18 protein-coding genes and 1 pseudogene are annotated in these 20299 nt (G+C 70.0%); 11 read left to right on the top strand and 8 right to left on the bottom strand.

All coding sequences use genetic code 11. From position 1 onward, the window contains the following. Positions 1–117 precede the first annotated feature (117 nt). Both AB0H86_RS15460 and AB0H86_RS15455 read right to left on the bottom strand, forming a co-directional pair. The gene (locus AB0H86_RS15460; RefSeq protein WP_362437473.1) at positions 118–1179 is read right to left on the bottom strand and encodes a BMP family ABC transporter substrate-binding protein; all 1062 of its coding nucleotides are present in this window, start codon (positions 1177–1179) and stop codon (positions 118–120) included. A 296-nt stretch (positions 1180–1475) separates the two neighbouring features. Further along, complete coding sequence (locus tag AB0H86_RS15455; protein ID WP_362437471.1) at positions 1476–2699, bottom strand: amidohydrolase; 1224 nt, start codon at positions 2697–2699, stop codon at positions 1476–1478. A gap of 417 nt (positions 2700–3116) precedes the next feature. On the opposite strand from AB0H86_RS15455, the gene AB0H86_RS15450 reads away from it, so the two are divergent. Next, positions 3117–3776, top strand: a complete 660-nt coding sequence (locus tag AB0H86_RS15450; RefSeq protein WP_362437469.1) for a class I SAM-dependent methyltransferase — start codon at positions 3117–3119, stop codon at positions 3774–3776. 73 nt (positions 3777–3849) lie between these two features. Here the strand turns inward: AB0H86_RS15450 and AB0H86_RS15445 are convergent, their stop codons facing one another. The 4 genes from AB0H86_RS15445 to AB0H86_RS15430 all read right to left on the bottom strand — a co-directional run bounded on the left by AB0H86_RS15445 (position 3850) and on the right by AB0H86_RS15430 (position 8904). Then, positions 3850–4938: a hypothetical protein gene (locus tag AB0H86_RS15445; RefSeq protein ID WP_362437467.1), complete on the bottom strand. Its 1089-nt coding sequence runs from the start codon at positions 4936–4938 to the stop codon at positions 3850–3852. Between the two features lie 111 nt (positions 4939–5049). Next, positions 5050–5988 carry an N-acetylneuraminate synthase family protein gene (locus AB0H86_RS15440; protein WP_362437465.1) on the bottom strand — a complete coding sequence of 313 codons (939 nt, stop codon included), beginning with the start codon at positions 5986–5988 and terminating at the stop codon, positions 5050–5052. A gap of 13 nt (positions 5989–6001) precedes the next feature. Continuing rightward, positions 6002–7360 (bottom strand): N-acylneuraminate cytidylyltransferase, encoded by a 1359-nt coding sequence (locus tag AB0H86_RS15435; RefSeq protein ID WP_362437463.1) that lies wholly within the window; start codon positions 7358–7360, stop codon positions 6002–6004. Positions 7361–7557: 197 nt separating this feature from the next. After that, the gene (locus AB0H86_RS15430; RefSeq protein WP_362437461.1) at positions 7558–8904 is read right to left on the bottom strand and encodes a DUF6716 putative glycosyltransferase; all 1347 of its coding nucleotides are present in this window, start codon (positions 8902–8904) and stop codon (positions 7558–7560) included. Positions 8905–9102: 198 nt separating this feature from the next. Between AB0H86_RS15430 and AB0H86_RS15425 the strand changes: the two genes are divergently transcribed. The 6 genes from AB0H86_RS15425 (at position 9103) to AB0H86_RS15400 (ending at position 14798) form a co-directional block, all read left to right on the top strand. Further along, complete coding sequence (locus tag AB0H86_RS15425) at positions 9103–10089, top strand: glycosyltransferase family 2 protein (protein WP_362437459.1); 987 nt, start codon at positions 9103–9105, stop codon at positions 10087–10089. Continuing rightward, complete coding sequence (locus AB0H86_RS15420; RefSeq protein ID WP_362437457.1) at positions 10089–11435, top strand: alpha-2,8-polysialyltransferase family protein; 1347 nt, start codon at positions 10089–10091, stop codon at positions 11433–11435. The genes AB0H86_RS15425 and AB0H86_RS15420 overlap by 1 nt, the downstream gene beginning before the upstream one ends. A 260-nt stretch (positions 11436–11695) precedes the next feature. After that, positions 11696–12733, top strand: coding sequence for a glycosyltransferase family 2 protein (locus AB0H86_RS15415; RefSeq protein ID WP_362437455.1), 1038 nt, complete (start codon positions 11696–11698; stop codon positions 12731–12733). Further along, a complete protein-coding gene (locus tag AB0H86_RS15410) occupies positions 12717–13139 on the top strand; it encodes a GtrA family protein (protein ID WP_362437453.1) in 423 nt (140 codons plus the stop codon). Before AB0H86_RS15415 ends, AB0H86_RS15410 begins: the two co-directional genes overlap by 17 nt. Continuing rightward, positions 13136–14404: an NAD(P)/FAD-dependent oxidoreductase gene (locus AB0H86_RS15405; RefSeq protein ID WP_362437451.1), complete on the top strand. Its 1269-nt coding sequence runs from the start codon at positions 13136–13138 to the stop codon at positions 14402–14404. The genes AB0H86_RS15410 and AB0H86_RS15405 overlap by 4 nt, the downstream gene beginning before the upstream one ends. Positions 14405–14582: 178 nt before the next feature. After that, entirely contained in the window at positions 14583–14798 is a 216-nt protein-coding gene (locus tag AB0H86_RS15400) for a DUF6243 family protein (protein WP_362437449.1), read from the top strand. 97 nt (positions 14799–14895) lie between these two features. Here the strand turns inward: AB0H86_RS15400 and AB0H86_RS15395 are convergent, their stop codons facing one another. Further along, entirely contained in the window at positions 14896–15333 is a 438-nt protein-coding gene (locus tag AB0H86_RS15395; RefSeq protein WP_362437447.1) for an ATP-binding protein, read from the bottom strand. Positions 15334–15603: 270 nt separating this feature from the next. On the opposite strand from AB0H86_RS15395, the gene AB0H86_RS15390 reads away from it, so the two are divergent. From AB0H86_RS15390 to AB0H86_RS15375, 4 genes and pseudogenes are all read left to right on the top strand, one after another. Beyond that, positions 15604–16869, top strand: a complete 1266-nt coding sequence (locus tag AB0H86_RS15390; protein ID WP_362437445.1) for an XRE family transcriptional regulator — start codon at positions 15604–15606, stop codon at positions 16867–16869. Beyond that, complete coding sequence (locus tag AB0H86_RS15385; protein ID WP_362437443.1) at positions 16854–17393, top strand: GNAT family N-acetyltransferase; 540 nt, start codon at positions 16854–16856, stop codon at positions 17391–17393. The genes AB0H86_RS15390 and AB0H86_RS15385 overlap by 16 nt, the downstream gene beginning before the upstream one ends. 48 nt (positions 17394–17441) lie before the next feature. Beyond that, positions 17442–17847, top strand: a pseudogene (locus tag AB0H86_RS15380) (transposase); the annotation flags it as partial. A gap of 90 nt (positions 17848–17937) precedes the next feature. Then, a complete protein-coding gene (locus AB0H86_RS15375; protein WP_362438492.1) occupies positions 17938–18381 on the top strand; it encodes an ankyrin repeat domain-containing protein in 444 nt (147 codons plus the stop codon). A 178-nt stretch (positions 18382–18559) separates the two neighbouring features. Here AB0H86_RS15375 and AB0H86_RS15370 read toward each other — a convergent pair whose 3' ends face one another. Continuing rightward, complete coding sequence (locus AB0H86_RS15370; protein WP_362437441.1) at positions 18560–20296, bottom strand: hypothetical protein; 1737 nt, start codon at positions 20294–20296, stop codon at positions 18560–18562. Positions 20297–20299 lie beyond the last annotated feature (3 nt).

Here is a 20299-nt window from a genome sequence, read left to right as displayed (position 1 = left end):
GGCGACGCTAGCGCGGCAACTCCATGCTACACGCGTAGAGTTGACACATTGTTATGGCCCGGCGAGGGGGTGTTCGAACGCCCCTCGCCGAGCCCGGGTCCGGCGGGAACCGTCAGGTCACGGGGTGGTCTTGACCTTGATGGTGCCGTCGACGATCTTCTTCTTGGCCGCGTCCAGCTTGGACTGGATGTCGTCGATGAAGCCACCGCTGGTGGCCAGCGAGACACCGTTCTTGGCGAGGGTGTAGTTGTTCTGGCCCGCCAGCGGCTTGTCGTCGTGGACGGACTTGATGAAGTCGTAGACACCGACGTCGACGTTCTTGACCATCGAGGTCAGGATCGACTTCTTGTACTTGGCCAGACCGGGGATGTTGTACTGGTCCGAGTCCACGCCGATCGCCCAGGTGCCCTTGGCGCCGGAGACGGCCTCGATCGCGCCGTTGCCGGAGGAGCCGGCCGCCGCGTAGACGACATCGGCGCCGTTGTCGAGCATGCCCGACGCGGCCTCCTTGCCCTTGTCGGGGCTGGAGAAGCCGGAGAGGTCGGAGCCGTGGGTCAGGTACTGGACGTCGACCTTGACCTTCGGGTTGGTGTCCTTGGCGCCCTGGACGTAACCCGCCTCGAACTTCTTGATCAGCGGGGTGTCGACGCCGCCGATGAAGCCGACGTGGTCCTTCTTGGTCTTCAGCGCCGCGGCCACACCGGCCAGGTAGGAGCCCTGCTCCTCGGTGAAGGTGATGCTGTCGACGTTCTTGGCGTCCACCACCGAGTCGACGATGCCGAAGCTGACCTTCGGGTACTTCGCGGCTATCTTGGCCATCGACGTGGCGTAGGAGAAACCGACACCGACGATCGGGTTGTAACCGGCGTCGGCCAGGTCGGTCAGGCGCTGCTCCCGGTCGGCCTCGGTGTCGGAGGTCTTGGCGGTCAGCTCCTTGATCGAGCCGCTGAACTCGGACTTGGCCTTGTCGGCCCCGCGTGCGGCGGAGTCGTTGAAGGAACGGTCACCACGGCCGCCGACGTCGAAGGCGAGGCCGATCTTGACGCCGTCACCGCCGGAGGAGGACGAGGAACCCTTGTCCTCGGATTTTTCGGAGGAGGTGCTGCCACAGGCTGTGGCAGTCAGTGCGAGAGCTGCGGATGCGATACACGCAGCGGAAAGCTTGGCTACCCGGCGCACGGGAGGCTCCTTCACCTGACCTGAGCGCCGGCTTCGGCGCTTCATGTGAGCACCCTGGTGAGTGCTCGGGCCCGGACGCCCCTGCGGCGTCGGCTTCGCGGCATCGTAACGCGCGTAGATGTCAGAAAAAGACCTACTCCAAAGCCGTTATCGATTCGAGGCAAACGGCATCTGAACTCAGGTCTTGCGGCTTCACGCCGCTTGTTGCGGGCAGTTCACGATTGGCTTACAACTGGGTTGCACCGGACGGCGGAACAGCCCTCGAAGGGGCCGTCCGCCGTCCGGCACTCCCCGCGTCACCGCTCGGTCGCGTCCAGCAGCGCAGCCGCCGTGAACAGCTCCACGCCCACCGTGATCGCCGACTCGTCGGCGTCGAAGTCACCCTGGTGGAGGTCGCGCACGGCGCGCTCGCCGGGGGTGCGGACGCCGAGGCGGGCCATCGCGCCGGGGACGTGCTGGAGGTACCAGGAGAAGTCCTCGCCACCGAGGCTCTGCTCGGTGCCCTCGACGGAGTCGGCACCCCGGCGGGCCGTCATGGCGTCGCGGAGAAGTGCGGTCACCTCGGCGTCGTTGACCACGGGCGGGACGCCGCGGACGTAGTTGATCTCCGACTTGGCCCGGTGCAGATTGGCGACCTCGTCGATCGCGGCGACCACGATGTCGGGGGCCTGCCGCCAGGCGTCGATGTCCAGGCAGCGCACGGTCCCGGAGAGCTCGGCGTGCTGGGGGACGACGTTCGGGGCGTGGCCCGACTCGATCCGGCCCCAGGTGACGGCCAGTCCCGCGCGGGTGTCGACGCGGCGGGCGACCAGCGCGGGCACGTCGATCGCGACCCGGGCGGCGGCCGTGACGAGGTCGGTCGTCAGATGGGGGCGGGCGGTGTGACCGCCGGGGCCGTCGAGGGCGACCTCCAGCCGGTCGCAGGCGGAGGTGATGGCACCCTCACGCAACCCGATACGCCCGGCGTCGACGCGGGGGTCGCAGTGCACGGCGATCATCCGCCCGACGCCTTCGAGCACCCCGGAGTCGATGGCGTCGGCGGCGCCGCCGGGCAGCACCTCTTCGGCGGGCTGGAAGATCAGCCGAACCGGCCGGGGCAGCAGGCCCTGCCGGTTCAGCTCGGCGAGCACCAGGCCGGCGCCGAGTACGACGGTCGTGTGCACGTCGTGGCCGCAGGCGTGGGCGCGGTCCGGCACGGTGGAGCGGTACGCGCACTCCGTCTTCGTGTCCGGGATGGGCAGGCCGTCGATGTCGGCGCGCAGAGCGAGCAGGGGGATGCCCCCGTCCGAGGCGCCGATGTCACACACGAGCCCGGTCCCGACGGCGAGCACCCGCGGTTCCAGTCCGGCCTTCTCGAGCCGTTCCTTGATCGCCGCAGTCGTGCGGAACTCCTGGTTGCCGAGCTCGGGGTGCATGTGCAGGTCGCGCCGGAACGCGACGAGCTCGGCACGGAGCGCCTCGGGGAGCGCTCCGGGAAGCAGGGCTTCCCCAGGAAGATCGACCTCGGACTCTAGCGACATCAATTGCTTCACCCTCTGAAGGGTAGGACGCCCGACCGGTCAACTGACCCTCGATCAACAAAGTTCAGCCCCTTAGGGGAAGAAAATCTGATCGCCGGACGCATATGTACCGTTCGGGATGGGTACACTCGCCGGATTTCCGGCCGAGCGCTGCCGTACGGCATCCATCCCTTCCTTCACGGATACCACGCCTGCCGGATTTGAGACCGGTCTGTTCACCTGTCGGACGAATGGGGTCGATGCCCCGAAGGGCCGATCACACCCCCTTCACCCCGGTAAAACCCCAGGTCGAACGGTCGAGTGAGACGAACGCGGCGGCTCGTCCCGCCAAGGGGCAGTGTGTACGACCCCACACTGCGCCGGCACTCCGGCGAAGAGGTGGGTGGCGCTGTCGGCGCGGCGCTAGTGTGCGGCAGCGTGAGTGCTGATGATCCGGAGTTCATAGCGGCCGCTCGAAGCTCGTACGACGCCATCGCCGGTGCCTACCGCGAGCAGCATCCCGACGGTCTGGGCGACAGACCGCTGGAGCGCGGGCTGCTCACCGCGTTCGCCGAGCTGGTGCGGGCCGGGGGGACCGCGCCCGTGGCCGACCTCGGCAGCGGGCCCGGGTATGTCACCGCCCGGCTGCACGCCCTCGGTGTGCCGGTCTTCGGGGTCGACGTCTCGCCCCGGACGGTGGAGCTGGCCCGCCGGTCCCACCCCGGGCTGCGGTTCCACGTGGGGTCCCTGACGTCCCTGGATCTGCCGGACGGGTCCCTCGGCGGGATCGTCGCCCTGTACTCGATCATCCACGTCCCGGACGAACACCTCACGGAGACGTTCGCCGGGTTCCACCGGGTCCTGGAGCCCGGCGGGCATGTGCTGCTCGCCTTCCAGTCCGGGGACGAGGACGACCGGTTGCGTCTCACCGAGCGCTTCGGCCAGGCGATCTCGCTCGACTGCTACTGGCGTACACCGGAGACCGTGGCCGACCACCTGACCAAGGCCGGTCTGCTCCTCAAGGCCCGGGTGCTGCGTGAGCCGGAGGAGGACGAGACCCGGCCGCGTGCCTTCCTGCTGGCGAGGAAGCCGGCGTAGGAGCCGTAGGAGCCGGAGGAGAGGCGGCGAGGGCAGGTGTTCGGGGTGGGCGGACGAGGAAGCCCAGGGGCGCTCAGACCGCGGTGACCGCCGACAGCCGGTGCACGTCCGGGGCCGTGCCCGTAACCCCGGACAGGAACCCCTGGGCCCGCGGTGAGGCGTTCTCGGTGAGCCACGCGGGGTCGATGTCGCAGACCGCGACCCGTACCTCCGTGCCGGACAGGGCCAGCGGGAGGGTGTGGACGACGGTCGAGGGGAAGCTGAGGATCGTCCGGCCGACCGGACCGCGGCGGGCGATCAGCTCCAGCGGGAGGTCGGGGCGGACGATCTCCAGGCCCGTCTCCACGGCCAGCCGGTGGAGCTTGTCGGTGCTCTCGCGGCGGTGGGCGAAGTAGCGGGTCGCGCCGTGGGCCTTGGCCAGGGTCTGGACCGCCTCCAGGTAGCGGTCCGCGTCGACGACCCCCGTCTCCACCAGGGAGGTGCCGACCATGTCCGCGCCCTTGGTGATGCGGGGCGGGCCGAAGCGGCCGCGGGTCCAGGCGAAGGTGTTCGCGGTGACCGAGACCCCCGCCGGGGGCTCCGCCATCGGCATCGAGGAGAAGATCTCGACCCGGCGGCTCTCGCTCGGCGTCAGCCGCCTGCGGGCCACGGAGGACACCGGCGCGAAGACCAGGTCCCGGGGGCCTGGGCGACCGCCCTTGCGGTGCCAGCGCACCAGACGCTCGCCGCTGGCCAGCTGGGCGACGAACTCCATCGTCGCCGTGCCGTCGTCGACCACGACCAGGTCACGGGCCCGGGTGATGGTCAGCAGCAGCTGTACGTAACGGGAGAACGGGTCCCCCAGGACGATCCGGTCGGCCCGCCGGAGCCTTCCGGTCAGACCGCCGATGGTCTGGAACGGGGCCATCGGACCGCCCCGCGCCTCCTCCCAGCGGACCTCGTGGCCGCACTCGCGGGCGAGTTCGGCCATGCGGCGCAGCTGGCCGCGGGTCATGGGGTCCATCGGGGCCAGGACCACGACGGTGAGCCCCGCGCCGGGTGCGCGCTGGTGTTCCCGCTCGAGCGCGTGCTCGTGCGCCCACTCCAGCACGTTCAGCAGCTGTACCGGACTCTCCACGAAGGCGAGAGTGCGGGGGCCGGCGGACCCGGCGCGGGGGCTCATCTACGGACGACCGTCCCGTCGTAAGTGATTCTCTGGGGGTGGTTCTCTGCGGTTCTCTGCGGGTGGTTCTCTGCGGTTCTCTGCGGGTGGTTCTCTGCGGGGTGGTTGGGCTCAGACCGAGACCGGCTCGCCCGCCGCCGCGGCGATCTCCGCCTCGGCGACGACGCCGCTGACCCGGCGCAGCTTCTTCATCGGGCCGAGCTCGGACTCGTAGACCTTCTTGACGCCGTCACCGAGGGAGGCCTCGATGGTGCGGATGTCGCGCACCAGGCGGGTGAGGCCCTGCGGCTCGACGGAGGCGGCCTGGTCGGAGCCCCACATCGCGCGGTCCAGGGTGATGTGGCGCTCGACGAAGGCGGCGCCGAGGGCAACCGCCGCGAGGGTGGTCTGCAGGCCCGTCTCGTGACCGGAGTAGCCGATCGGGACGTTCGGGTACTCGGCCTGGAGGGTGTTGATCACGCGGAGGTTGAGCTCCTCGGCCTTGGCCGGGTAGGTCGACGTGGCGTGGCAGAGCAGGATGTTGTCGCTGCCGAGGACCTCGACCGCGTGGCGGATCTGCTTCGGCGTCGACATGCCGGTGGACAGGACGACCGTGCGGCCGGTGGCGCGCAGCTCGCGCAGCAGCTCGTCGTCGGTCAGCGAGGCGGAGGCGACCTTGTGGGCGGGGACGTCGAACTTCTCCAGGAAGGCGACGGCCTCGTTGTCCCACGGGGAGGCGAACCAGGCGATGTTCTTGCTCTTGGAGTACTCGTCGATCTGGCGGTACTCGTCCTCGCCGAACTCCACCCGGTGGCGGTAGTCGATGTAGGTCATGCGGCCCCAGGGGGTGTCGCGCTCGATGTCCCACTGGTCGCGCGGGGTGCAGATCTCCGGGGTGCGCTTCTGGAACTTGACGGCGTCGCAGCCGGCCTCGGCGGCGGCGTCGATCAGCTTGAAGGCGTTCTCGAGCTCGCCGTTGTGGTTGATGCCGATCTCGCCGACGACATAGACGGGGCGGCCCGGGCCGGCGGTCTTCGAACCGAAGGTGCGCAGACGGGAGTTGGTGCTCATGGCGATACGTTCCTTACTTGTTGAGGGAGTCGAGAGAGGGGCCGAGGATCCAGCTGGCGATCTCTCGGATCGCGCCGTCGCCACCGGGGACGGTGGTGACCGCGCGTGCGGCGCCGCGCACGACGTCGTGGGCGCTCGCGACCGCCACGGGCCAGCCCACGAGGGCGAAGCACGGGAGGTCGTTGACGTCGTTGCCGACGTAGAGCACGCGCTCGGGCGCGATGCCCTGCTCCTCGCACCACTGCTTCAGTGCGAGGTCCTTGCGGTCGATGCCGTGCAGGACCGGGATCCTGAGCTTCCTGGCCCGGGCGGCGACGACCGGGTTCTGCTCCGTGGAAAGGATCAGCATGCCCAGCCCGCTCCTGCGCAGGGCCGCGATGCCGAGGCCGTCCCCGCGGTGCACGGAGACGAACTCCTTTCCATCGGCGTCGATCAGCACCCGGTCGTCGGTCTGGGTGCCGTCGAAGTCCAGTACGACCGCGTCGATGTCGTCGGCGGTCGGCAGCGAACCGGGTCGGTTCGCGTCGAAGAGGGGGGCCAGCGCGCGGGCGCGGGCCAGCTCGTGCGGGTCGTCGATCTCCAGTACGCGGGCCGGGTCCGTGCGGACGAGTTCCGTGTGGCCGAAGAAGCGGTGCTGGTGCTTACGGAAGCCCGTCGCCTCCATCGCGTAGGCGGCGCCGGTCTCCAGGAGGTCCTGGGGGCGGTCCTGGCGGCGGGGGCGGAAGGACTTGTCGTGGTTGACGCCGTGGCCTCCGGCGGTCGGCGCGGAAGTGGCACGGCTGTCGCCCGCCACCTCGTCCGCGCAGGAGGCGCCCAGCGCGTCCGCCGGGCGGGCCGTCGAGCCATCCGCCGTGGCGCCGGCGGCGCCCACCCGCTGGTTCGCGGAGAGGTCGTCGACCGCCTCCCGCCAGACGAATCCGTGGAACGGCGCGACCGTCAGCGCGGTGTCCGCGCCATGTTCCGCCACCGCCGCCACAACGCCGTCGATGTCCTCGCGGAGGATGAACGGGCTGGTGCACTGCACGAGCAGCACCACGTCGACCGCCGCCCCGTGCAGGGCCTCGTGGGCGTCCATGGCGTGCAGGACGGCCGCCTCCGAGGTGGCCGTGTCACCGGCGATGGCGGCGGGCCGCAGTACGACCTCGGCGCCGGCCTGGCGGGCCGCGGTCGCGATGGCCTGGTCGTCGGTGGACACCACGACGTCCGTCACCAGCCGGGTGGCCCGGCACTCGCGCACCGCCCGCGCCACCAGGGGGACGCCGCCGACGGGGGCGAGGTTCTTCGCGGGCACGCCCTTGGAGCCGCCGCGCGCGGGGATCACCGCGAGCACTCGGCGCACCGAAGCGCCCGCGTGTGCCGGGGAGTCAGACATGGTTTGCACTCCTTGCGCAGAGTTCGCAGAGCTGTGGAGGGCGGCGGAGCCGCCCGGCAGGGGCGCGGGGCTGTCTTGATCAGCGGCTCCGCCGCGATGGGGGTCCCCCCGCTCGAGCGAAGCCGAGAGTGGGGGAGCGACCGGCCCCGACGGCGCCGCGGCCGCCCGGCGCCCCGAAGCGGCGCTTCCCGGGGCGCTCACAGCTCCCCCATCCGCCGAATGACAGGCGCCACCCGCTGCACCCCGTGCCGATAAGCCCCCCGAGCGGCCCGGCGCACTATCTGCCGAACAGGCCCCGGCTCCTTGTCGGCCGAGGGTGCCCCCGGCAGAACGCTGCCGTCGGGGCCGAGGTGGTGGCGGGCGAGGATGCCGGGCAGATAGCCGGCGGCGGTCGCGGGTGTGTAGTACGGGGTCAGCGGCTCCGGGCCGCCGGGGCGGTCGAGCAGCTTGGCGATGCGTTCGCGGGCCGCGTCGAAGGCGGTCGCGTACGAGCCGTCCGTTGCGACGCCCTGCCGGGCCACCCACTCCTCGTCGGGCGCCGGCCGGTGCCCGGCGTCCAGCTGGTCCCAGGAGGCGAGGCACCCGGAGCCGACGAAGTGGTGGTTGCCGAGGACCTCGCGCACGCCCAGGTCGGTCAGGACGACCGTCGGGATGCGCCGGTGCAGGGACTCCAGCGCGGCCGTCGAGCTGATGGTGACCAGCAGGTCGGTCCGGTCGAGGACCTCGCCCATGTTCCCGTACACGAGGCGGAAGTTGGCCGGCGGATCGAGCCGCTGGACCAGCTTCTGGTAGGGCTGCTCCTCGATGTGGGTGGTGTGTTCGCCCGGCCGGGAGCGCAGCTTCAGCAGCACTTCGCGCTCGGGGTGCAGCCGGGCGTGCTGGATCAGCCGGTTCAGCAGGTACGTACGGTCTTTGCGGCTGTCCGGCACGGAGGGCTGCACGGCGAACACCACGGTGTACGGGTCGTGTTCGCCCTCGTATGCGGCTCCGCCGAGGAACGGCAGCGCCACCTCGGTCACCGCGGAGGCGTCGGCGCCCACCCCCTCGTACACGGCGCGGAAGCGCTCCGCGTCCTGGCGGGAGTTGGCGAGGACCAGGTCGGCGCCGTGCCGCAGCAGCAGGCCGTCGGCGAGCTTCTCGTAGACGACGCCGACGTAGCCGGTGACGACGACGGGCCGCTTCTCCCGGCCCTCCCACACGCGCCCCAGGCCCTGCAGCATCGCCTGCACCCCGCCGCCGACGAGGGCGAGCACGACGAGGTCGTACGACTCCTCGGCCATGGCGCGCAGGAACTCGACGGCCGTGACCTCCCGCAGGGACTCGGCGCGCACCCCCACTTCCTCCAGTTGACGGGGCGTGGGCGTGGCCCGTCCGCGCAGCAGGAATCCGTTCAGCGCGGGGCGGGCTTGCGTGTCCTCGCGCGTTGCGGCTTCCATGGACGGACCGGGGGCGATGCGGTCCGCGGTCAGCGCACCCCATTTCCAGCGGGTGTCCGAGTCCGCGAGGACGGCGATTCGCGGGGGCTTCGTTGTACTTGACTGCACGACGAAGACGCTAGGAAGCAATTTCTAGGTCCGGCCCAACCCCGACTCAACGAAAAGTTAACAACAGCCCACCGGGAGCCGAACTGACCCGTCGGGAAGCGGAAAGTACATTGGATGCACCGTTCCGACACATTGAGTTCACCCCCTGTACGTGCACCGGAAAGTTCCGCAGCCGGGCGGCCTCCTAGGGTTTTGCAGGTGCCAAAGCTTTCCGTGATCGTGCCGTTCTACAACGTGCAGCAATTCGCCCCGGACACCCTCAGAAGCCTTCAGTTGAACGCCCGGCCGGACTTCGAGTTCGTGCTGGTCGACGACAAATCCAAGGATGAAACCCCGGCCATTCTCGAACGGGCGGCCGATGTGTTGTCGGACGTCGCCCAGGTGCGGCTCATCCGCCACGACGAGAACGGGGGGCTCGCCACCGCGCGCAACACCGGCCTGGACGCCGCGCGGGGCGAGTACCTGACGTTCCTGGACGGCGACGACTGGCTGGCCCCCGGCTACCTCTCCGAGCTGGTGTCGACCATCGAGGACCTGGATGTCGACTTCGTCCGCACCGACCATGTGCAGGCCACCGCCCGCGCCCGGTCCGTGCACCGGGCCCCGGTCGGCCGCCGCCACGAGGTGCTGAACCCGCGCGAGGCGATCCTGCCCGCCGACCGCACCACCTCCGTGGACTACGCCTACGCCTGGGCCGGCGCCTACCACCGCCGCCTGCTGGACAGGGGCCTGCTGCACTTCACCGACGGTCTGCGTACGGCCGAGGACCGGCCGTGGATCTGGAAGCTGCACCGCGAGGCGGAGTCGTTCGCGGTGGTGAGTCTGCTCGGCGTGTTCTACCGGCGCGGGGTCGCCTCCTCCCTGACCCAGATCGGCGACGCCCGCCAGCTCGACTTCATCCGCGCCTTCGACCAGGTGGTCGAGGAGACGGCCGGCGACCCGGATGCCGACCGGCTGCTGCCGAAGGCGGTGCGCACCTACTGCGCGATCATCGCCCACCATCTGTCCGACGAGTCCAAGTGGGAACCCGCCATGGCCAAACAGCTGCGGGCGATGAGCGCGGCGGCGATACAGCGCATGCCGCAGGACGCGCTCGGTGACGTACTCGAGACCATGGACATGCGCCGCTCCTCGAAACTGCGGCGGCTGCGGCGCCGGGTCACCACAGCGAAGGCGGCCGTCTGATGTCCCGTACCAGCCCTCGTCGCACCACCCAGATCTTCTGCGCCTCGACGCTGTACGGGGCCGCCACCCTGGCCGCCTCGATCGACTCCGACCTGTTCACGGAGCCGGACCGCCGGGTGCTGCTGGTCTTCAACAACTCCACCACCCCGGAGACCACCCCGGCGCTCGACGCGATGCCGGGCTTCGAGCCGCTGCGCGCCCACTTCGACGAGGTGCTGTCCTGGAACGAGGCCATCCGCCCCTTCCACCCGGGGGCCTGGTCGCCGCGCCCCGACGACATCCCGCTGTTCGAGCGCCATCTGCGGCTGCTGTGGGGTCTGGGTGACGACCGGGTCGAGCTGGTCCTGGAGTCCATCCAGGTCACCCCGGCCCTCACGGTGGCCCAGCTGTTCACCGGCGCCCCGGTCGACGTCTACGCCGACGGCCTGATGAGCTACGGCCCCACCCGCAACAAGCTCGACCCGCTGGTCGGTACCCGGGTGCGCCGGCTGCTGCACCTGGACCTGGTGCCGGGTCTGACGCCGATGCTGCTGACCGAGTTCGACGTGCCCGCGCACGTGGTGCCGACGGCCGCCTTCCTGAAGGTGATGGGCGAACTCACGGCATCCGTGGACGATTTGCCGGTCCTGCCCGAGGACGCGGCGCTGCTGCTCGGCCAGTACCTGTCCGCGCTGGACATCCTCTCCCCCGCCGAGGAGGAGGACCTGCATGTGCGGATGATGCGCGGGGCGGTGCGGCGCGGGCACCGGTCCGTCGTCTTCAAGCCGCACCCCACCGCACCGGCCCGCTACAGCCGCGCCCTGGAGACCGAGGCCGAGAAGCTCGGGGTGGACCTCACCGTCCTGGACACGCCCGTACTGGCCGAGGTGCTGTTCGAGAAGGCCCGGCCCGCGCTGGTCGTCGGCTGCTTCTCCACCGCGCTGTTCACCGCCTCCGCGTTCTACGACCTGCCGGTCACCCGCATCGGCACCGAGCCGCTGCTGGACCGGCTCACGCCCTACCAGAACAGCAACCGGGTGCCCGCCCTGCTGGCCGACGCCGTACTGCCGGACCTGGAGGACGGGGAGGGCGAGGACGCGATCCCGGCCGACGAACTGGGCGGCCTGGTCACCGCGGTCGGCTTCAGCATGCAGCCGCAGATCTACCCGTCACTGCGGCCGGCCACGGAACGCTATCTCTCGAAGCGCTTCGTGGCGCGCACCCGGCGCTATTTCAAGCGCAGGCGGCTCACCGCGCTGGGACTGCCGGGCGGTATCCCGGAGCGGCTGGCGTTCCTGCCGCGCAACGCCACGGCACGGCGGGTGGTGCGGCGGGCGCGGGCCCTGAAGAAGGCCGTACGCCGCTGAGCGAATCAGGGGTGAATTCACGGCGACCCGCATGCGAACTCAATGCGAACGCTTAAGCTCCCCTGCCGCCGAAGATGCGGAATCTGCCGTTCACCCCACAGGAGCGGTAACCGCCGAAACGCCCCGAAGGCGAAGAGAAACAGGGAAGTCGGCTTCCGGACGGGGGGAGTTCGGCGGGAATTCACAAAGGCTCCATAGTTTCCCCCAATGCGCCAGACAGCATTCGGGTCGATCCCGTCGGTATCCGCGGCCGGTCCGATATGACCCAGCAGGACATACGACCGCCCGCCCCGGCTCCCGTCGTCCTCACGGCGGTGGAGCCGGGGCCCGCGCGGCGGCCGCTCATCTCGTACGTCCTCCCGGTCTACAACGAGCAGGACGGCATAGCGGCCTTCCATGCCGAGCTGACCGCCGCCCTGGCCGGGCGGCCCGACCTCGACGTGCGGCTGGTGTACGTCAACGACGGGTCCACCGACGGCTCGCTCCCGATCCTCAGGGACCTCGCGGAACGTGATCCGCGGGTGCGGGTGGTCGACTTCGCCCGTAACTTCGGGCACCAGATCGCCATCACCGCGGGCCTCGACCACGCCGAGGGCGACGCGGTGATCGTGATGGACACCGACCTCCAGGACCCGCCGAAGGTCAGCCTGGAGCTGGTCGACGCCTGGCGCGAGGGTGCCGACATCGTCCACGCACGCCGTCGCAGCCGGCAGGACAGCGCGTTCAAACGGGCCACCGCGCACGCCTACTACCGCGTCCTGCGCGCCTCCACCGACGTGGACATCCCCCTGGACACCGGGGACTTCCGGCTGCTGGACCGCAAGGTCGCCGACGAACTGCGCAGGTACCGCGAGCGCAGCCGCTTCGTACGGGGCATCGTCGCCTCGATGGGCTACCGGCAGCGGGAGGTGTCCTTCGACCGCGACGAACGGTTCGCGGGAGAGACGAAGTACCCGCTGCGCAAGATGGCCCGGCTCGCGGTCGACGGTGTCACCAGCTTCTCCACCGCTCCCCTGAAGATGATCACCCGGCTCGGTTTCGGGGTGCTCGCGCTGTCCCTGGCGGGCATCGTGTACGCGCTGGCCATGAAGTTCTTCCGGCCCGAGATCACGGTGTCCGGCTGGACGATGCTGATGTGTGTCGTGCTGTTCCTGGGCGGCACGCAGATGCTGTCCCTGGGTGTGATCGGCGCGTACATAGGGCGTATCTACAGCGAGGCCCAGGGGCGCCCGCTGTACCTGGTGCGCGAGGTGCTCGGCACCGCCGGGGACGAGCGGGGCGGTGACGGTGACCGCTGAGACCGCGACCCCGCCGGCCACCGCGCCCGCCTCGCGGACCCTGCGCCAACTGGTCCGGTACACCCTGATCGGCGGCAGCGGGGTCGCCCTCGACCTCGGGGTGTTCCTGCTGCTGCACAACCTCGCCGGGATGGACGAGCAGCTCGCCAACGTGATCAGCACGGCCCTCGGCATCGCCAACAACTTCGTCCTGAACGCGCTGTTCACCTTCGAGCGGCGCGACCGGATCGTCCTGCGTCTCCTGCGCTTCTACGCCGTGGGCCTGACCGGCGTCGTCCTGACGTATCTGCTCTTCCTCGTCTTCACCGACGGGCTGGGGATCGACGCCAACCTGGTCAAGGCGGGTTCGCTGCCGCTGGTCCTGGCGCTCCAGTTCGTGCTCAACAGAAAATGGAGCTTCGCGTGAACCTCGGCATCATCGGCGCGGGTGCCTCGGGCCTGACCGCCGCCTGGGACGCCGTACGGGCGGGCCACCAGGTGACCCTGCTGGAGGCCGCCTCCGAACTGGGCGGTCTGGCAGCCTCGTTGGAGGTGTCTGGTGTTCCGCTGGAGCGCTACTACCACCACATCTTCCGCAGCGACACGGCGATGATCGCCCTGATCGAGGAGCTCGGGCTCGGAGACGCCCTGCGCTTCCACAAGCCGACCACGGGCATCTACCGGGGCGGCGAACTCATCGACTTCACCACGCCGTTCGACATGCTGCGCTTCCCGGAGTTCTCCCCGGTGGACGCGGTCCGCTTCGCCGGTTCGGCGGCGCTGCTGAAGGCGGTCCGCAGCGGCGAGCGTTTCAACGACCTGACCGCGCTGGCCTGGTTGCGCCGCTGGGCCGGCGAGAAGGCCACCGCGGCGATCTGGGAGCCGCTGCTGCGGGGCAAGTTCGGCGACCGCGCCGAGCGGGTGTCGATGGCCTGGCTGTGGGCGCGAATCCACTGCCGGACGTTCGAACTCGGCTATGTGGACGGCGGGTTCGAGCGGGTGTACGCGGTGCTTCAGGACGGGATCGAGGAGCGTGGCGGCAAGGTCGAGTTCGACAAGGCGGTGGAGTCGATACGGCAGGCCACCGACGACGCGCCCGCCGTGGTGACCTGCGCGGACGGCTCGACGTACGAGTTCGAGCGGCTGATCGTCACCACCCCGCAGCCCGCCTTCGCCAAGGCGGCCGGGCTGCCCGCCGACAACACGGCGTGGAAGAACCAGTACCTGGGCGCGACCTGCTTCGTGCTGGAGCTGGACCGCAGCGTGATCCCGTACTACTGGCTCAACATCAACGAGCCGGGCTTCCCGTTCCTCACGGTGGTCGAACACACCCGCATGATCGACCCGTCCGTGTACGGCGGCCGGCACATCCTCTACGTCGGCAACTACGTCGAGCGCGAGGACTGGCGCTTCACCACCGAACCGGCCGAACTGCTGGCCCGGTTCCTGCCCTACCTGCGCCGGGTCAACCCGGACTTCGACGAGTCCTGGATCAAGGACTGGCACTTCTCGAAGGCGGGCTTCGCCCAACCGGTGGTGACCCCCGAGTACCGCGCCCTGATCCCGCCCCACGAGACCCCGATGAGCCGCGTCACGCTGGTGACGATGGCCCAGATCTACCCCCAGGACCGGGGGCAGAACTACTCGGTGGCGTTGGCCCGCGAGGTCACGGAGTCCCTGGGGCTGCGGTGAAGGTTGGAAAAGGTTGGTGTGCGGGGCCGACGGAAGCGGGTAACGTCTTTGTCATGTTCTTCCAGACGCCGATTTACGAGTGAGAGCGTGATGGGCGCCTGCTGACGTCCTTCGACGTCGCCGCCCGTCCCCCACCGACGAATCCGTAGATCACTTCACATCATTACCGGGAGAACCCGTGACCGTGAGCAAGAACATCAACAACCCCGTGGGCATGGGCGGCGGCCAGCGCAAGAAGCTGTCCCGCGCCGAACGGCAGAACAACGGCCCGTACCGCAACCTCGACCGCCAGGGTGCAGCCGACCAGAAGGCGGAGCTGGTGCGCAAGATGCGCGAGAAGGCAGGCGCAACCGAGGGCGCCGGGCAGGCGGACGACGACACCGCACAGAGCTGACGCACCGCCGCCGCGGGGGCGGCACCGCACGGGGCAGGGCCCGGGCCGCGACGCGCGGCCCGGGCCCTGCTGCCGTACCGGGCGCGACCGGCCCCGCTCAGCTCTCGGCCGACCACCCGCGTCTCAGCTGACCACCCGGGGCAGCCGCATATTCGGCAGCCTCGTCACCGCCACCACCCCGAGCTGCCTTATGGCCCGGCCGGCGAGGCTGCTGTTCCTGCTGCTTACGGAACTGAGTCGGCTCGCACTCGAGCTCCGCCCAGACCTGCTTGCCCCAGCGGTACAGGTCGGTGCCCCAGCGCTCCGTGACGGCGTCGACCAAGAGGAGACCACGGCCCCGGATCTGGTCGCCGTTGGAGTCGGTCCGCATCCTCGGGATGACTTTCGAGCGGTCGACGACGCCTAGGCGGACCCCGTTCTCGGCGGGGCGGGAGACGATCACGCGGATCGAGGGCAGGCGGCCGTGGTCCACGGCGTTGGAGACCAGCTCCGTGATGACCAGGCGGCGTCCTCGATCAGGTCCTCCAGGCCCCAAGCGGTCAGGGCCGTACGGACGAGCCGACGGGCGACGGCCGCGCTCTCCGGCACACGATCGAGCGTCTCGGAGTATCCGGAGTGCCCCGTGGGGCGTGGCGTTGCCATCACAGTCATCAGGGCCTCGAGGGTGTGGTGCGGTCTGGCCTTACCCGAGTGAACGGCTCTGGGCCCTCCGGAGGCAGGAAAAATCCGCCCGCTGTGCATCCGTCCCGACCGGAAATTTCTGCGCCCTGCTCACTGATGGGGACTCAGTCACTACCGTGGGTATGTGGAGGGGAACGAGAGCCTCAACAGCGCCATGCGGGAGAGCGGGCTCACCCAGGTCGAGTTGACCGACAAGGTGAACACCCACCTGATCTGTGCCGGGCACGAAGGCACGGTCAGCGACCGCACCGTCCGCAACTGGCTGACCGGAAAAACGAGGTGGCCCCACCCCAGGCAGCGCGAGGCGTTAGAGGCAGTATTCGGCTGTACCGCCGAGGAACTGGGCTTCAGCCCACCGGCGAGACGACGACGCCCCTCGACCCCTGCGGAGGACGCCGTGAGGCGCAGGAACTTCCTCACAGCCGCCAGCGGCACGACGGCCTCCGTCGTGGTCCCCTTCGTCGGCGCCCCTCACCGGGCGGGCACCTCCGACGTCATCCGGCTCCGCAGTGGCCTGGACGCCCTGATGGCCCTTGACGACACCAGGGGAGGCCACGAGGGTCTGGAGCAGGCCGCGTTGGCCGGAGCTGCCGAGGCCCTGGAGAAGCAGAAGCTCGGGGCCGCCCAACGGGTCCGGCTCCGGCTGTTCTCGGTGGCCGCCGACTACACCGCCACGGCCGCCTGGAGCGCCCTGGACGCCCGTCAGCCGGACCGCGCGTACGCCCTGCTGGGCAAGGCCCTGTACTTGGCCGGGATGGGCCAGGACCCCATGGCGGAGCTGAGGGTCTGGAACTCCTACGCGATGCTGGCCCACCAGCGCGGGGAGCACGTGGCGGCTGTCGACTCCGCACAGGCCGCGCAATCCACCTCGATCACCAAGCGGGACCATCTCTTTGCTTCCCTGGCCCACGCCCGTACGGCCATCGGCCACTCGAACCTCGGCGACCGCCAGGCCGCCATCCGTTCCCTGGGGTACGCCCAGGAGGCTCTGGGCAAGGCGGACCCGGACCAGCCCCGTCCGAGCTGGATTGCCTTCTACGGGCCGGCTGAGCTGACCGCCATGACTGCGATCGTCCGGGACCGGATCGGGGACTCCGCCGAGGTTGAAGCGGCCTCTCACAAGGCCCTCGGGACGATCCCCAAGCAGTTCCGCAGAAACCGTGCCTTGGCCACTACACGGCTCGCCTTGGCCCAGCTCCACCAGCGGGACATCGACCAGGCGTGCTCCACGGCCTCCAGCGTCTTCGAGCTGATGAAGGGCTCTCCGATCCCCGGCCGGATGCGTTCCCTTCTGGGCGACTTCTACCGGGACTTGATCACCCTTGCGCCGGACGCGACAGTCGCACAAGAGTGGGGAGACCGCTACCGAGCCGAATGGAGGCGAGCTTGAGCGCCGCCGATCTGGACGTCCGTCGCTTCACCCACGACGACCTCCCACAGATCCGCCAGGCCCTGATCGACGTGCACGCCGACGCCTACACCGATGCGATGGATGACGAGTTCAACCAGCGCTTCCCCTGGTTCGTGGATCATTGGGGCGGCAATCCGGACTTCACCTGTGTGATCGCCTTCGACGGAGACGAGCCGGTGGCCTTCGCCTACGGGGCTCCGGCCGCCCCGAAGCGGGAGTGGTGGAGGGAGCATGTGAAGCCCGCCCCGGAGAAGCACCGGACCTTCTCGTTCTCCGAGCTGGCCGTCCACACGAGGTGGCGCAAGACCGGGACGGCGGAGCTGGTGACCCGGGCGCTCCTGGAGAGCCGGGACGAGGACCTCGTGGTCCTGCTCGTCGACCTTGAACACCCCCGGGTCCAGGCCATGTACGAGTCCTGGGGCTTCCGGAAGGTCGGTGACCGCCAACCCTTCCCGGACTCCCCGGTCTATGCCGTCATGCTCGCGGAGCTGCCGTTGGGGTAAGGCCTTCGAACGGATGGCCCTTATCCTCCAGAGCCGTTCGTGCCGCCAGGCGGGCTGACCACCAAGATCCACCTCGCCGTCGAGCAGGGGCAGAAGCCGCTGTCGGTGCTGATCACAGCCGGGCAGCGGGGTGACTCCCCACAGTTCGAGCCTGTCTTGGAGGCGATCCGGGTGCCTCGGGTCGGGCGCGGGCGACCTCGCAGGAGACCGGACCGGGTGCGGGCCGACAAGGCGTACGACTCCCGCCGCAACCGGGTCTACCTGCGCAGACGTGGGATCAAGGCAACCATCCCGGTCCCTGCGGACCGAGTCCGCAACCGCCAGAAACTCGGCTCCCGAGGCGGTCGGCCACCGAAGTTCGACAAGACCGACTACCGCGAGCGACATGCCGTCGAGTGCGGAATCACGCCTCAAGCGCCACCGGGCCGTGGCCACGGGGTACGACAAACTTGCCATCCGCTACGAGGCCACCGTGCTGGTCGGAGTCCTCAACGAGTGGATACGACTGGTTCCACCGCGTCCACGATCGCTAGCCTCGCCAACCATGAAGCGGCGACAGCAAAAGAAACTCTCCCGTCATCTCTTCGAAGCGACAGTGACAGCTGACGCTTCCCGCGTGAAGGCTCTTTTGCGCGCTGGAGCAGACCCAGAGCGAGAGGACAGCGACGCCACCACCCCTCTATATCTGGCGTCTGTACAGGGAGAAGCCGAGATCACGCGCTTGCTCATGGAAGCCGGGGCCTCCTCCGACACTGAAAGCAGGGGAGCCGGCTCAGAGGGCACACCGTTGTGCGCAGCCGCGTGCTGGGGACACAGGGAGACAGTGCGCGAGCTGTTGGCGCACGGCGCCGACGCGAACCTACGTGAAGATCACGGAACAGGTTGGTCTCCCCTGGACTGGGCGAACAACGGACCCCACCCCGAGACTGCCGAACTCCTCATAACAGCGGGAGCAAACCCCACAAGGAGACCATCCAGCGGCTCATGAATCGATCGCGGTGCCCAGCCGCTCTGTCCAGGTATGGGAGGCTCTCGTCTGCCGTTGCATACCGATCACCATGCCGACGGGACCAGCCCCGTGGGGCTGATCCCGTCAACTCCTCGGCGGCCGACCAGCTCTGGTGCGGGCCGGTTCTGAACCCGCCGAGATCACGTGACCGGCAGGCTCAGGGAGCGTCCGTTCTGCGCACGCACAGCACTATCGTCGGGCCGCCGCCCGTCGAACGCGGGCAGTCGTATACCGCGGTGACGCGCCGCCAGAGTTTCTTGTCGACCTGGGCGGGGCGGAACCAGGTGCGGTCCAGGATGGCATAGGGGGCCGGGGCGTGGTCGACGCAGTTCTCGTTCTCTTGGAACGACTTCAGTTCGGTGACGTCCGGGAGGTAGCGGGTGCGCTGGAGGAACGTGGCGATCGGGTAGCGGCACCGGGCGGGGTGGTCGATGTAGTACGTCGTGTCGCCGAAGGCCAGGTAGAGGACCGGGGCGTCGGCGGGCATCCGGGAGCGGAGCCGGTCGGCCTCCGCCTCGGTGTCGCGCATCCCGGTCAGATATCCGGTGTTGGTCATCGTGACCTTGCCGAACTGCACCAGGTGCGGGGAGCCGGGCCACATGCTCGCGGCCAGGCAGACGACTCCGGTGAGGGTGACGGTGAGGGTGGCCAGGGCGGCGGGTCGGCGTTCCGTCGCCCGGTTTCGGGCGCGGGTCTCCAGTGTCACGTCCACCACGGCCGCGATCAGGGCGAGGGACCCCAACACCCAGGCCACGTACGGCTGTTGCTCCGACGCCGCCGCCCTGGCGTACAGCACGGGCAGCGCGCCGTACGCCAGGGACACGGCGCCGAAGCACCACGGCGGCGAGCGGCGGGCGCCGCCCACGGCGATGCCCCACAGGGCGGCGGCGAGCACCGGCATCTGGGCGCCGTGGTACAGGAACCAGTTGCCCTGCACGACGACGACTGCCTGTGCGCCCAGGCCGATGGTGAGCGCCACCAGGGCCAGTTCGATCCGCCGGCGCCGCCCGGGCACCCGGGCCAGCACCAGCAGCAGTGCCCCCGGGAGCAGGAGCAGCACCGGGCTCTCCACCGCCCGGTCGGCCAGGAAGTCCACGGTGCGGTCCAGGATGAAGCCGGGGCGGATGCCGGTGCGGCCGAGTGCCGACTGGTTGATCTGCGGCATGTCCTCGGTCCACTGCCATTCGTGGGACCCGCCGAGCACGCTCAGCCCGAACAGGGCCGCCGCCGCGGGCATCCCGACCAGCGCGAGCCGTACGGCCCGGCCCCGGTCGACGGCGTACACGAGGAGCACGCCGATGGCGGCCGTGGCGGCGGTGGAGTACTTCATCATCACCGCGAGGCCGAGCGGCAGCGCGGCGAGCAGGGCCGCCGGCCACGGCCGCGACGGGCCGAGCGCGGCGGCGACGGCGCACACCGTCAGCACCACCGCCGCCCACTCCGGCTGGAGGAAGTCGTTGCGGGGTGCCAGGACCAGGGCGAGACCGGTGGCGCCCGCCGTGAGGGCCGCCTCGCGTCCGGTGGCCCGGTGGGCGAGCGCCAGGAAGAGGGCGTACGCCGACGCGGCGGCGAGCAGGATGCCCGTCGCCCCGATCACGGCCTCGCGGACCGCCGGCGTACCGCCGAAGGAGATCCGGTCGAGGCCGGCGATGAACCACCGGTAGAAGTACGGCCGGTGGGTGAAGACCTCCGACGGGGAGTAACCGGCCCTGGCGCCGGTGCGCAGGGCGCCGAGGACGTAGTGCAGGTCTCCGGTGAGACGGCGGGTGGCCGCGGTGTACACCACGGCCACCACGGCGGGCAGGGCGACCACCGGCCACCACAACGGTGACCGGCGGCCGTCCTCGCGGGACCGCGCCTCGGCGGAGGTGTCGTCGGCCAGGGCGGTCGCCATCCG

It is taken from the genome of Streptomyces sp. NPDC050997 (assembly GCF_040660135.1).
Lineage (GTDB): Bacteria > Actinomycetota > Actinomycetes > Streptomycetales > Streptomycetaceae > Streptomyces.
This window is presented reverse-complemented; position numbering and strand designations above follow the sequence as displayed.